Source organism: Paenibacillus taiwanensis DSM 18679 (assembly GCF_000425125.1).
Taxonomy (GTDB): Bacteria; Bacillota; Bacilli; order Paenibacillales; family Paenibacillaceae; genus Paenibacillus_B; species Paenibacillus_B taiwanensis.
Genome location: NZ_KE384307.1, coordinates 928,116 through 942,028, shown reverse-complemented (window position 1 = coordinate 942,028; position 13,913 = coordinate 928,116). Strand labels below are relative to the sequence as shown.

10 protein-coding genes are annotated in these 13,913 nt (G+C 46.7%); 2 read left to right on the top strand and 8 right to left on the bottom strand.

Going from position 1 to position 13,913, the window contains the following annotated elements; all coding sequences use genetic code 11:
• Window positions 1-4 precede the first annotated feature (4 nt).
• From H509_RS0118255 to H509_RS0118225, 7 genes are all read right to left on the bottom strand, one after another.
• Window positions 5-1,099 (bottom strand): quinone-dependent dihydroorotate dehydrogenase, encoded by a 1,095-nt coding sequence (locus H509_RS0118255; RefSeq protein ID WP_028546355.1) that lies wholly within the window; start codon window positions 1,097-1,099, stop codon window positions 5-7.
• Between the two features lie 428 nt (window positions 1,100-1,527).
• Window positions 1,528-2,946, bottom strand: coding sequence for a L,D-transpeptidase (locus H509_RS0118250; protein ID WP_028546354.1), 1,419 nt, complete (start codon window positions 2,944-2,946; stop codon window positions 1,528-1,530).
• A gap of 55 nt (window positions 2,947-3,001) precedes the next feature.
• A complete protein-coding gene (locus H509_RS0118245) occupies window positions 3,002-4,774 on the bottom strand; it encodes a stalk domain-containing protein (protein ID WP_051287327.1) in 1,773 nt (590 codons plus the stop codon).
• A gap of 32 nt (window positions 4,775-4,806) precedes the next feature.
• Window positions 4,807-6,774 (bottom strand): FecR family protein, encoded by a 1,968-nt coding sequence (locus H509_RS25840; protein ID WP_051287325.1) that lies wholly within the window; start codon window positions 6,772-6,774, stop codon window positions 4,807-4,809.
• Window positions 6,775-6,840: 66 nt separating this feature from the next.
• Window positions 6,841-8,709 carry a CHASE2 domain-containing protein gene (locus H509_RS0118235; protein ID WP_028546352.1) on the bottom strand — a complete coding sequence of 623 codons (1,869 nt, stop codon included), beginning with the start codon at window positions 8,707-8,709 and terminating at the stop codon, window positions 6,841-6,843.
• A 230-nt stretch (window positions 8,710-8,939) separates the two neighbouring features.
• Complete coding sequence (locus tag H509_RS0118230) at window positions 8,940-9,173, bottom strand: ferredoxin (RefSeq protein WP_028546351.1); 234 nt, start codon at window positions 9,171-9,173, stop codon at window positions 8,940-8,942.
• Between the two features lie 234 nt (window positions 9,174-9,407).
• Entirely contained in the window at window positions 9,408-10,730 is a 1,323-nt protein-coding gene (locus H509_RS0118225; protein WP_028546350.1) for a DNA polymerase IV, read from the bottom strand.
• A 246-nt stretch (window positions 10,731-10,976) separates the two neighbouring features.
• On the opposite strand from H509_RS0118225, the gene cimA reads away from it, so the two are divergent.
• Window positions 10,977-12,590, top strand: coding sequence for a citramalate synthase (gene cimA, locus H509_RS0118220; protein WP_028546349.1), 1,614 nt, complete (start codon window positions 10,977-10,979; stop codon window positions 12,588-12,590).
• Window positions 12,591-12,660: 70 nt separating this feature from the next.
• On the opposite strand, the gene H509_RS0118215 is transcribed toward cimA, so the two are convergent.
• Entirely contained in the window at window positions 12,661-13,230 is a 570-nt protein-coding gene (locus H509_RS0118215) for a TlpA family protein disulfide reductase (RefSeq protein WP_028546348.1), read from the bottom strand.
• Window positions 13,231-13,470: 240 nt separating this feature from the next.
• Between H509_RS0118215 and H509_RS0118210 the strand changes: the two genes are divergently transcribed.
• On the top strand, window positions 13,471-13,866 hold the full coding sequence (locus H509_RS0118210) for a M67 family metallopeptidase (RefSeq protein WP_028546347.1): 396 nt from the start codon (window positions 13,471-13,473) through the stop codon (window positions 13,864-13,866).
• Window positions 13,867-13,913: the final 47 nt, after the last annotated feature.

The window sequence follows — 13,913 nt, the reverse complement described above, 5'->3', positions numbered from 1 at the left end:
CTGTTTATTTATGGTCTCTCCCTACGGCCTCCGAAATATGCTTGTAACCGTCCTGCTCAAGTAATTGTTTAATTCCTTGAGCAAGCTCACGAGTAATCTCGGGACCCCGGTAAATAAATGATGTGTAAATCTCAACCAAGCTAGCTCCTGCACAAATGTGTGCATACGCATCCTTAGCTGTAAACACACCTCCAGAACCGATAATAGGCAGCTTGCCTTCTGTCAGTCGATACACCTGACGAATTACTTCCGTCGATCTTTCCGTTAGCGGCTTACCGCTTAATCCGCCAGTCTCCAATCGATTGGCGTGTGTTGTTCCCATGCGGGACAATGTCGTATTGGTCGCAATAATACCGTTTACACCGCTAGTTACGATGGTGTCCGTCATATGCGCCAACTCTTCATCAGTAACATCCGGCGCAATCTTTACAAGTACAGCCTTATTGTTGCCACTTGCTTTATTCTGTGTGTCCATCTCACGGACTACCGCCTCCAGTAAGGAGCGGAGCTCGTCACCGTGCTGGAGATTACGCAAATTTGGCGTATTCGGGGAACTAATGTTCACCACAAACAGATTCGCAACATCGTACAACGTCCGAATACAGGTTAAGTAATCCTCGTTAGCTTGCTCGTTAGGGGTTACTTTGTTTTTGCCGATGTTTACAAATACAGGGACAGCGTAATTGTGCAGCCGCTTAAGTCTTGTGCTCAGCATGTCGGCACCGTCATTGTTAAATCCCATTCGGTTAATTAAAGCTTCATCCTCTGGCAAGCGGAACATTCTAGGCTTCTCATTTCCCGATTGGCCAACAGGTGTCACAGTTCCTACTTCAATAAATCCAAACCCAACTGAGGATAACGCCTCAACAGAAGTCGCATTCTTATCAAGCCCAGCAGCCAAGCCAATAGGACTATGAAAATGCAGCCCAAATAGATCCGTGGCCAGCATAGCCTCTTCCTTTACGCCATACATGCCTCGTAAAAGTGCAAGTGAACCTGGAACTTTAGCTACGGTCGCCATTCCGTCCAGCACAAGATGATGGGCCCGTTCCGGATCCATCCGAAAAAACATCGGTTTGCCAACATAACGATATAACAAAGGTTCCACTCCGTTCGTCTGTGATCATGTTATTTATTCTAACATACATTATTAAATTTGGTTAGAGGAACTCCATTGGTACATCCGCAGGGAACTGATCCTATGTTACAGTTTACTGGTTTCGACGCTAAAAGAAAAGAGCGTCAAATCACACATAAGACCTAGCCAAAACAAAAGAAAACGGTTACAATATATAGTATAGAACCACATAAAGAAAGGTGATGACCTATGTCAGCCAAACGCATGCCTCCTACTCGGACGTCTCACAATTCAGACCCCGTCAATAGCTCAGCGATCACCTGGATTTCCGGCATTCTATTGTTAAGCATTATACTTATTACCGTATTACTTATCATTAACGGTTAGACCTTTACGATATATTTTCAGGAGCCGCCCCCTAAGTTATCAGGGGGCGGCTCCTTTGTCATCTATCCTAGCCATTTGTAAATCTTGTTAGGATTGTCCTGCTTAGGAGTAAGCGGCACGTGATATCTCTCCTCCGGGCTCGGAACGACGTCTACATCGGGAAGTACGCCTTTTGTAATTTGAACCTCCGTGCCTACCGGCACCAGATCATATAGCTCCTCCACATCCTGCCTCGTCATTCGAACACACCCTAACGAGCGATTGGCTCCTATACTGTCCGGCTCATCCGTACCATGAATCGCATATAACGTATTGGAAAGTGTCATACCTCTGCTGCCAAAAGCCCCTGTAGCGCTGCCATTTGGATTCACGACCTTTTCCGATATCGTAAATTTCCCCTCTGGCGTCCGCTTGCCACCCAATCCAACTTTGTAGCTGCGGATGATCTGATCTCCGCTTATTAGCGCAAGCCGATGTGATTGCTTATCAACAACGATCCGCAACGCTTCCTTAAAGGGCTGCTTCCCAGCCTTCGTTTTTGAGGCCCACAGCAGTTTTAAGCGCTCATCACGAGATGGAGTTGTTTTGGCACTGGAGTTCCATTGCTTCACGGCCTCCTCGTAGTAAGGAGCCGCGAGCGTATCAACGCCCGCAATACGATTACGCGGATATGATTTTGCTAACGTCTCCAGGCGAGCAGGCGGCTCCGCTCCGCTGCGGATGACTGCCGTCACAATGGAACGTGCAATGAGCGTGCTCTCCGCTTGAGCAGCCCAAGCCTGCGCATACCGATTGGCTTTATCCCGCTCTGGCTTACATTCACATTCTGGAAGTTTTAAATTGTCGACTTGAGCCTGACCTTTAGTAGCTGCCGGACGAATGGACATTGACGGCTCCGGGAAACGACTCCACAGCAGCCAACGCGCTTTCTGTTCTTGTTCAACCACAAGCGTGTTGGTTTGTGCCTGCTCATTTTGAGAGGCAAGCTTTACGGCCTTCTTCAAAGCATTACCGACGGCATCAGGCGAGTTCTTGCCAACAAGCTCAATAATCGGCATAGTAATTACCGGTCGTTCGACCACTTCACTCGGTTTGACTTCTTCAGCCACCTTCTGGAACGCAGGTGAAGCTGCTTCTCCACCTGGTATAGCAAGGAGTAAAGAACTAAGAAGGAGAAGAAGCAAAACGGAACGGAGTGCCAATTGACGTCGCTGTCGCACCATTTGACGATGACGAAACGCTTGCTGTCTCAAAGATCGTTCCTCAGCAGCCGTTTCAGCGGGCAGTGGTCCATTTTCAAACGCTTTATAAATGTCTCCCGCTTGATTGAAGCAATAATTGGCCTTGTTAAATTCCCCGACGCGCTCATACTGCTTGCCCAGTAAATACCAAGCCATGCGGCTGTCTGGATGAGACTCCAGGTACTTTTTCATATATGCTTGGTCTTTTTCTGAAAATGGCGATTCGCCCTGAATTTTCATCACCTAATGTGCTCATCTCCTTCCTCTGCCCGCTCACCCACCATAGGTACTACTGTTACTGCGGTGGCAGCGAAGATCCAGTTTCCTCGTATCTTACCAATAAAGGATCTCGAACAACAACCACTCTCATGGCTGGCAGCCAATCTGCCTGTAATCCGAATTGTTCTGCCACAAAACGTATAGGCAGCATGACACGATCTTGCTCAATATATGGGGCCGCATGCATCTTTACTGTCGTCCGTTGACCATATGCCACACGTATAGCGTTCTGGCTCCCCACTGTTAATTCATACTGAATTGAACCATATGTTAAAATGACCGTACCCTCTTTACTCATTGAAGCTTTTATGCCGACAGCGTCAGCAAGCGCACGCAAGGGAAGCCATACACTTCCGTGTTTGAGCTGCGGGGTAACGTCTTGAGGCACGAGCTGCTTATTGTAAACAAGGGCAATGGTTTCGTCTGTTGAATGTCCTTGGTCATTTATTTTCACACCTACGGGCAGCTCATATCGCTGAAGCACACGTATTTTGTTGTTAAAAGAATCTGCAACGACAATTCGCCCATCCTTTAGAACAGCTACTCCGGTCGGCTCATGCAGAGTCGCCTTCCCTGCAAAACCGTCTATTGCTCCTGACTGTTCTGGCTGTCCGGCAACCGTGTACACTTTATCATCCTTGATCATACGCAGCACATGATTCCATCGATCCGCTACTACAATGCTCCCGTCACCGGCTATCGCAAGTCCGGTCGGGCTACTAAACAGCGATTGCTTAGCAGCGCCATCCCGATAACCTCCAGGCACATACAGCTCATGCGTGCCGTATAGACGCTGTGTAGACTTGTCATACACACCACTGCCAGCAAGTGTGGATACGTTATTAAGCTTCAAATGAAGCGTGCGAATTCGCTGATTGCCTGTATCACTAACGACCAACGTATCAGAATTTAACCATATGAGTGCGCTTGGTTCATTAAACAGTGCATCTGCAATCGTTCCGTCCTTATAATCGCCTGCTGCTGTCAGTGCACCATCACTATACTCGACAGTACGATTTGAACGCGCAGTAATGGTTTTGACGTTCCCTGCATGGTCGATCGTTCGGATAACATGATTTAATGAATCCGCTACATATAACGTTCCATCGTCTCCAATCGCGATCCCGCGCGGCGAATGAAATCTCGCTTGCTTCCCCGCCCCATCCTGCCAGCCTGCCAATCCATCACCCGCAATAGTGGATACCGTACCCTCTATCGTTCGTTTACGAATAACATGATTGCCGCTGTCCGCAATATATAACGTTCCGTCCTTTCCGATCGCCATGCCCATTGGAGATTGAAAAAGTGTTTGTTTGCTTTTTCCATCGAGCCATCCGCCCATAGGGTTTCCATGCTCATCCAACCCGAGCTGTGCACCTGCAATTGTATTAGCCGTTCCTGACACATCTATCGCTCGAATCAGATGGTTATCCGTATCGGCTACAATGAGTTTACCAGCGCTATCGACCACAAGACTAGTCGGGTAACGGAATCGAGCCAAAGCCCCCTCGCCATCCAGCCAACCAGATTCACCACTACCAGACTTGTGAACCAACTCATACCACTGCGGGCCTTCCAGCCATCCTTCCAAATGCACCGCAGGTGAATTCATCTGAAGCAACGCACTTTCATTTGGAATTGAGGCGTAATCCACAGAAGGGGCTAATGCTGATACGGACAGCGGCTGCAACATGAAAGCTGCCAGCATCGTGCATACACATCCCACTAGGAGCATTCGCTTTGACTGTTGAGTTAATCTATAGGTGCAATAATTCAAAGCCCATTTCATCGTTGACTTTCTCCTTTATGTTCATAAACCAATTAAGGCACAATCGGTATAATAAGCGGCTTCTGCGCAACTGACGCCGTTATCACCTTACCTTCGGCATCATACATTTTAAGCTGCTTAATCGTCAGCTTCATCTCCTTGCCGGCTTGTGCTACGTAAGGTAAACTGATCAACACATCATCGCTTGCGAGTTGAGCAGCACCAGACTTCGTTCTTACTAGTTGATAATAAAATACATTCCCTGTGCTGCTCCATTGGTCGATCGCATCACTACTCACATATTGATCCGCATTATAAGCAATTTTAAACTTGCCATTGACGCCGTGGCGATACATCGTCGATTGAGCTTCAAGCAGCTTCGTATCAAGCTGACCACCTTCGACTGCGATCGCCAACTCAAACGAACCTACAAGTGGGCTCACTTGGAATCTTTTTAAGACTGCGTGTACCTGCACAGCCTTTCCAGCTTGTAAAGCAGCGCTGTCGCTTTTCAGTTCTAATACATGAGTCGTCTCGGGTGGAGGTGTAACCGTTCCACCGCCATTCCCGCCGACTGCTCCCCCGCCACCAATCAAATGATCCTCATCAGTTTCGCAGTTCAGCATTTGACCCGCATTCTCGCATAGCTCAGTACGAGACTCATTTTTCCGCTCGTTAAATTGCTCGCGCTCTTTAGCGGTCAGTTGTTCAAGATAGCTTGTTACAAGTTGTTGAGCTGCTTCTTTATCTAACTTCTTTTGTGCAGATTCCCGCAGCTGCACTTCTTTCATTAACTTATCCTTCAAATCACGCATTTCGCCCGATAATTCTATCGCAGGGAGTGTCTGCACCAGACGCTTTGTAACATAAGCTGTTTGCTTGATTTCGTCAGCAGACAAATGAAGCCGTTCCTCCCCGGAACTTGTGCCTTCTTGCTGCAAAACTCCACCCTGCTGCCGCCAACTTACTGCCTCTTTCTCTGTTATGATTCCTGCACGTACAGACATCGACAGCACTATATCCAGGTACGATCGCACATTATGTATTGCTCTTTCGCTTACAGCCTTGATTGCTTCAGCAGACAAGGCAGCATTTTTACTTTCGCCTGAGGTGCCCAATTGACTGTAGCTGTATAAGGAAGAGCATATCGACTCTCCTCCGCCATTCAGGCAGCCACGACTCCACTCATCGAGCATAGCCTTATTCTCTGCTTGCGCATCAGCGTATCCTTCTGCCATTGCACGAACAATTGCCGTGTCCAAAGGAGCCGCTCCACTAGTATCCGCGTAGCTTTGAAGTGCCAGCATACCCGTCTTGCCACCGCCGACTGGAATAAATGTACTGGACTGGGCCGGATAAATATCCTGCTTTCCTAGCGTAAGCAGCGAATACCCTGCTTTCGTCCACGAGGCAGGGGCAGTAGCATTAGCCGTATGTTGCTCCGCACCGGATACTTCATTTGCCTTTATCCCGTCATCATCAGCCCCGTACGGATAATACACCCTTACGACACCTGCTGACACCGTAAGGCGCGACCAACCTGCCATTGGATGGACGTAAACACCAAACTGCGTTCCACGCACCGCCATAACAGTGGTTGGTGTCTCCAACTCAAAGCGGTCATCAGCACCTGTAATCGATTTGACCTTTAACCAGGCCGATCCTGCCCAGACGCTAATCCGGGTCACAACCCCTTTATCTTTTTTAAGCTCCGTAAAGCTGACGTCTGAATTTTCACCAATCGTTACGACGTCCTTCTCCGTCCCTCCTGCTAGTTGCAGCACAACTTTGGACTTGGCACCCGTCGTAATCCGATCCCCTTGATTAATGCTCATCTTCTTAAACACTTGAAGAGGCTTCTTGCCCCCGACCTTCTCAACTAGAACTTTACCTTTCCATTCGGTGACAACTGCTGCACGAACTAACTTAGCTGCTGCGGCAGTTGTTTGTATGCCTGCTCCGCCACAACAGGCAGCAAACAACATTAAAAAGGACAACACGATACACGCACTTCGTTTCATTCGTATACGCCTCCTTACTTATTTATCGGCTGTGATGGATCATTGTTCAAGATCACGCGCACGCATTTATAGCCGCTTTTTCAGATGTTCCTCCAACTGTAGCTCAAACACCATCACAGGCTCTGACTTGCCTTTTAGCGTCATCGGACCAATTGTCCGCAATGGAAAAGAATCCGCTATACGACTCGCAGCATTGGGGCCGATCAGCACTTGCCCAGGTCCAGCCTTTGACTCCAGCCTTGCCGCAATATTTACCGTGTCCCCGATGGCTGTGTAATCCATGCGCAGCTTTTCAGAGCCTACATTCCCCACTACAGCTTCACCGCTTTCAAGTCCTACGCCAAAACGAACGATAATCCCTGACTCACGCTCTAACTTTTCTTGCAGCTCAAATGCATGAACAAGCAGCTCCGCTGCTGCTTTAGCGGCCCGTTCCGCGTGCTGCTCCATACGATAAGGCGCCCCGAATATAGCCATGACACCATCGCCAAGAAACTTATCTAACGTACCTTCAAATCGAAATATAGTATCTGTACATAAATGTAAATACTCATTCAAAATAGCTATCGTCTGCTCTGGTGGAAGCTGCTCTGACAGCGGTGTGAACCCTCTCATATCGATAAACATCACCGTAACGTCCATGCGATTGCCACCTGGTTTAATGGGCACTTCGGATTCCAACAGCTGTTTGACTACTTGCGGAGAAACATAACGACCAAACAAATGCGTGACATGCTTTCTTCCCCTTCGTTCCTCTTCACTTCGTTTGCCCGCAGCGATCATGTAGCCCAAAATCATACCTATCCAACCATACAAAAACGGGATATAGACGGATTGCCATTGGAAGCATACATAACCAAACACAACATATGCGCCAATAAGTAAAATGATCATGCCTAGTCCACGAATTCCCCGTAGCATATGACCGCTTGCATAGGCAAGTATAACGGCTACAAAAAGGACCAAAAATGCCGCGGCCGTTGGGATTTCTTTATAAAAATGTCCTTCTACTAAGGACTGGATCATATTGGCATGTACTTCTAGCCCATGCAGAGGTATAGAGCGGCTAATCGGGGTCATATGCATATCCCCTAAAGATCTGGAGGACGGTCCGATAATTACGATACAATCTTTGTAATATTCCGGTTCAATGTTACCAAACAGCACATCCGCAAAGGATTGTCGGTCATATCCTTGTATAACCGTTGATTTATCGTCATAAGCGGATGAATAAAAGTCTACCGTTACCTGGTTCCATCCCTCTGTCGGGATATCTACTCCACCACGCTTCCAGCTCTGGCTGCTTTCCTGCCATTCAATGCGCTGATCAGCGGGAAGCATCTCATTAGCCAACAATACATCAATAGAAGGAATCCATTGTCCTGACTCATCGGGGAGCCCTATCGTCAACTTGCGAATCACACCGTCTTTATCTGGCATGACATTCGCATGTCCTACCTGCTTCGGATTAACACGCAGTGTAGCTGCCGGTCTATCAATTCTAGTAATGTTCATCCGATTCGCATAATCCTGAAGCGGCGGAAAATTGACCTGTAAGGGAACATACACCCGTGGCCACTTGTTTATCGTGGCAGCTAGCTCTTCATCATCAGACAAGTCAGCAGAGGGGTCTAGCATCAGTAAATCCAACAATACCGATTTGGCGCCTGCATTCATCAACTGCTCAATCAATTGTGCATATACAGACCGTGGCCACGGATACGCACCGAACTGTTGCATGGAATAATCATCGATTGTAATTAACTTAATACGGTCATTGGGTGAGCGTTCCTGCTCTGTTTTGAGCAGGAGTATATCTCGAACAAAATTTTCACCCATTCGAAACAAGCCGCCGTGTCCCATCAAGGTCATCGACAAGCTCAGCACGATCGTTATCGTGGTCACTACAATAATAGGAAACGCTTTCTTACGCATCCGCAATTCCTTTCGCTTGCTTAATTAGTAAGTATATGATCATGCCTCTCAGGAACGCTTACTTCGCTTTATTCAACATTTGTAATATTCATTGTAAAGTGAAAAGGTACTTTGTGCAATTTGATGATGCACATTCTGACGATTATCCGGGTAAAATGTAAAAACCCCGCCTAGGCGGGGTTTTGGTTGGTTGTTCTCTCTCTAAATGTTATCCTCTTATGAATAGCAGATTAGTTAAAAGGCGCATCCGCAATTCTGATGGAGTCTGTAGGACATCCGTCAGCGGCATCTTGCAGATCATCAAACAAGTCTTCCGGAATGTCTGTAATCCCTTGATTGTTATCTCCATTGAAAATAACTTCTGCTAATCCCTCATCATCGTAATCATAGATGTCCGGAGCTGTAGCTCCGCATGCGCCACATGCAATGCATGTGTCTTTATCAACCCAAGTGTATTTCGCCATTGGTTAGTTCCCTCCTGTTATCAGTACAGATCTTCTTGATTCCTCCGTAATCAATATAATACAAACAGGGGTGAAATTCAAACGATTTCCAAGTATTATCCAACATAAATGCTAGAGTACATATAGCTTTAGCGCCCCTGTAGCCTACTTACCAACAGCATCGCCGCTGCAGATAAAAGTGACACCATTGCGGGACTATACATAGACGATGAGACGATGTTGTTTTAAGTTCTCTTATGATCTTTTGTCACCTTGCTCCCAGTCCCTTAAAAAATCAGTTTGCAACGACGTGCCCCGTCGGCGATGGTTGCGCAGAAGTGATGAGGGGTCTTCTCCTACCATCCCTAACGTTATAAGCGCGCTTTCACCGAACTTATCCCTTATTTTGTCCATAGTTTCATTTAATTTATCCTTCTTTGGCTGCTGTTCATATTCAAATAAATCCAATTGCACGGCCGCTTCTTCTTTGGAAACCAAGCTTTGCCCCGTAATGCCAAGCAAGCGGATAGGATCTCCCTTGTTCCAGTGCTTCTCATAAAGCCGCCACGCTTCTTCCATAAATCTACTCGTATCATCTGAAGGGACACTGATCGTAACTGATCGAGTAATTGTCTTCATGTCTGGATTACGTATCGTTAGCTGGATTGTGTGCGCCATCAGCGCCTGCTTGCGCATGCGCCTCGTCACTTGATCAGCGAGATTAAGCAGTACCCTCCGTACCTCTTCTTCCGATTCAATATCTTGCGGCAGCGTCGTCGTATGACCAATTGATTTGCTCTGCTCCCGCTCAGACTTAACTAGGGAATAATCCAGTCCATTTGCCGCAAGCCTCATTGCATCCCCATATACACCAAAAGTCTGGTGAAGCCGTTCAATGTCTGCATTGGCTAGTTCTCCAATTGTACGAATCCCCATCTTGAGCAACTTATCCGCAGTCTTCCGCCCAATGCCAAACAATTCATGACATGGCAGCGACCATAGCAGCTTTGGTACTTCACGAATACGCAGCACAGTAATACCATTTGGCTTCTTCATATCCGAGGCCATCTTGGCAAGCAGCTTATTGGGAGCTATGCCGATCGAACATGGAATGTTAAGCTCTTCTCGAATTCGCTGTTGAAGTTCCGTTGCAATCTGTTGAGGTGTACCAAATGATTTAGAACCGGTTATATCCATATAACATTCATCAATCGATACGGCTTCGACAAGCGGAGTGTATGAATTAGCAATTTCCAGAAAAGCTCGAGAGTAACGGCGATATAAGTGAAAGTCTGGTTGAATGAGTATAAGCTGCGGGCAAATTCGCTCTGCTTGCCTGACCGTCATACCGGTTCGTATTCCAAGACCTCGTGCTGCATAAGAACAGGTCACAATTATCCCTTTTCTTAGTTCAATGCTGCCTGCAACGGCCGTCGGCTTCCCTTTATACGTATCTGGATCTTCCGCTTCATGGACAGAACAATAAAAGGCATTCATATCCAGATGTATTATGACACGGCCTTTAGTCGGATAATATTGACGAACATCTTGATGTTGATCTTCTTTGCCAGCACTCATCTCATTCACCACCTTCCCTGCTCATTCATGCTTTCATTTTTATTTTATCGGATTATACGATTGATGTGCATCTCTTTTGCTGAAATAAACATCATTTGGCCTCTTAATACGACATCGTATGATCGCGTTAATGAAATAAACTTATTCCAAAAGCAAGATCGCTCTATACAATCTTAAATCGAATGCTATAATAGGAAAATAATTGTATCCGGTTTATCCTCGCACGAACTGAAGGAGGTTTATCGCATGTCCAAATCTATCGCCATATTCGACACGACCCTTCGGGATGGTACACAAGGCGAAGGCATTAGTCTCTCAGCTGACGACAAAATTAAGATCGCACGTAAACTCGATGCCCTTGGCGTTCCGTATATTGAAGGCGGAATTCCAGGCAGCAACGGCAAAGATATAGAGTTTTTCAAGCGTGTGCAATCTTATAGCTGGCAGGCCAAGCTAACAGCCTTTGGCAGCACAAGACGGAAAGAGTCGCGAGCAGAACAAGACACCGGCCTAAACCGGATTATCGAAGCGCAAGTTCCTGCGGCAACTCTCGTTGGAAAGTCATGGGATTTCCACGTACACACTGCTTTGCAGACGACACTAGATGAGAATCTAGCTATGATTGCGGACTCCATCGCCTATTTAAAGCAGGCAGGCCTTGAAGTAATGCTTGATGCTGAGCATTTTTTTGATGGCTACAAACACAATCCTGAGTATGCGCTCGCTGTGCTGAAGCAGGCCGAGCAGGCAGGTGTCGATTGGCTTGTTATGTGTGATACGAACGGTGGCACATTACCGCATGAGATTTCTGACATTGTGCGTGTTGTCTCTGAAACTGTACAGGTAAAGCTTGGCATCCATACGCACAACGACTGTGAATTAGCTGTCGCAAATGCGTTAGCTGCCATTACAGCAGGAGCACAGCAGGTTCAGGGCACAATCAATGGCTACGGTGAAAGATGTGGCAATGCTAATCTGTGCTCGATCATCCCGACCTTACAGTTGAAGATGGGATATGATTGTTTGCCTGCAAACAATCTACGCGAGCTAACTAGCGTGGCTCGTTACGTTAGTGAAATTGCAAATGTTCATATGCCTGTTAACCAACCTTATGTTGGCAATGCTGCTTTTGCTCACAAAGGCGGTATCCATGTATCCGCCATCTTGAAGGACCCTCGCACCTACGAGCATATTCAGCCAGAGCTTGTAGGCAACACGCAGCGCGTGCTGATGTCGGAACTGGCAGGACAGAGCAACGTCTTATCCAAAGCACAACAGCTCGGCTATGAACTTGATGCCACGAATCCGGACACACGCTTAATTATGGAGCGTATTAAAGTTCTTGAGCATCAGGGATATCAATTCGAAGGTGCTGACGCCTCATTGGAACTGCTGCTTAGGCAAGCAACTGGCGTTGAGCAAGAGGCATTCAAATTTGAATCATTTAAGATTATTAACGAGAAGTCTCAGGACAGCTCGGTAGGCTCTGAGGCTATCGTCAAGTTAACAATTGACGACGAGACGATATATATGGCGGCTGAAGGCAACGGCCCCGTCAACGCGCTAGATAACGCTCTGCGTAAGGCGTTAGAGCGCCATTACCCATTTATACATGAAATGCACTTAACAGACTACAAAGTGCGTGTACTGGACGAAAACGACACCACAGCAGCCAAAGTGCGAGTGTTGATTGAATCTACTGACTTTGTTCATACATGGAGCACAGTGGGAGTATCTTCCAATGTGATCGAAGCAAGTTGGGAAGCCCTTGTTGACAGTATTCGTTATGCTTTAATCGGCAAAGAGAAGCTTTCCACCAGCTCTGAACGCAAAGAACATCATGGCATAGTGAACCACTAATGTCTCTCATACAAACAACACCGCCTCCAGCGCATACTTCCTGCCGAGGCGGTGTTATTTGTTTCGTTTCTCATTGTTGATCCTCAATGACTTTCTTTATTGCCTTTTCCATCTCGCTCACAGGTCTCATCCCAACAAATATTTCACGAACTACACCATTACGGTCAACGAGAATATTTGTGGGAAATGCAATCCCGTTATATTTCTTAAACACTTCACCTTTAGCATCTGTTAAAATGGGATTTATAAGACTGAATTCATCTACAAACCCTTTTGCATCTGCTAACGAGTCATTAGTCGTCACATTTACGGAATACATGTCCAGTTGCTTCATGTATTTGGCGTATAACTTCACCAAATCAGGCGCCTCCGCTTTACATGGTCCACACCAGGATGCCCAGAAGTTAATGAATACAGGCTTACTCCGTTTCCCACCCACTTCGTAATTTGTATTTCCTTCTAAATTTGACAATTTAAAACTAGGCGCCATGTATCCTATACGAGGTGATTCCTGAGTTGAAACCATTGCCGATTGCGCGGAAACAGAATCGTTAGTACCCAACACGACACCACGATTGTTTATTATACCTACCACGACTAGAACAACAGTTAGAATCAATATGCCCGTACTTTTTCTCATATCCTCAATGTCCTTTCCATGTTAACAGGTTACGTATCATTATTTTACCCTTTTTAACATCGAAATACGACTGTCTTGGCCGTTTCACAACAATTGGTTTCATTCATATGGAAGTAAGGATTTCTTTCAAACAAGGCAGGCTGTCCCCCATGCAACAATGTCAGACTCTATGGATTGACGACTTGCATTTGGACACCTATGATTTAATTGTAGTTGAAGGATGACTAAAGGAGGTTAATGATGCGGCCGGCTACTGTCCAACTAAGCGCTCCCGCACATCAGCAATTGCTGGATCATTCTCAAACAGCCGCCCCTGAGGAATGCTGCGGTCTCTTGCTGCGGAGTCATGCCAATCCCCCCTTGGTGTACCATACCTACGTGAAGCTTCAAAATGCAGCAACAAATCGGACACATACGTTTCAATTGGAGCAGCATCAGCTTATTGACCTTGTGTATCGTTATCCCAGATCGAAGTGGGACATCCTATTTGTACATTCACACCCCTCAGCTCCCCCTGTCCTGTCACAAGCTGATATCCAAGGACTTGCCTTATCATCAAGTCTTTTTAGTGGGCTATTGATCGTGTCCCTCCAGCATGGTAACGAACATCCTACCTATGCTTGTTACGAAGTATAAGATTGCGGAGCTAACGAAGCAAGGAACGAAAAGTTGGTCCCAGCATA

What these genes read in the sequence shown, in the direction of transcription:
- H509_RS0118250 (WP_028546354.1), bottom strand. Translation starts at nt 2,946, where the DNA reads ATGAAAATTCAGGGCGAATCGCCATTTTCAGAAAAAGACCAAGCATAT.
- H509_RS0118245 (WP_051287327.1), bottom strand. Translation starts at nt 4,774, where the DNA reads ATGAAATGGGCTTTGAATTATTGCACCTATAGATTAACTCAACAGTCA.
- H509_RS25840 (WP_051287325.1), bottom strand. Translation starts at nt 6,774, where the DNA reads ATGAAACGAAGTGCGTGTATCGTGTTGTCCTTTTTAATGTTGTTTGCT.
- H509_RS0118235 (WP_028546352.1), bottom strand. Translation starts at nt 8,709, where the DNA reads ATGCGTAAGAAAGCGTTTCCTATTATTGTAGTGACCACGATAACGATC.
- H509_RS0118230 (WP_028546351.1), bottom strand. Translation starts at nt 9,173, where the DNA reads ATGGCGAAATACACTTGGGTTGATAAAGACACATGCATTGCATGTGGC.
- H509_RS0118225 (WP_028546350.1), bottom strand. Translation starts at nt 10,730, where the DNA reads ATGAGTGCTGGCAAAGAAGATCAACATCAAGATGTTCGTCAATATTAT.
- cimA (WP_028546349.1), top strand. Translation starts at nt 10,977, where the DNA reads ATGTCCAAATCTATCGCCATATTCGACACGACCCTTCGGGATGGTACA.
- H509_RS0118215 (WP_028546348.1), bottom strand. Translation starts at nt 13,230, where the DNA reads ATGAGAAAAAGTACGGGCATATTGATTCTAACTGTTGTTCTAGTCGTG.
- H509_RS0118210 (WP_028546347.1), top strand. Translation starts at nt 13,471, where the DNA reads ATGCGGCCGGCTACTGTCCAACTAAGCGCTCCCGCACATCAGCAATTG.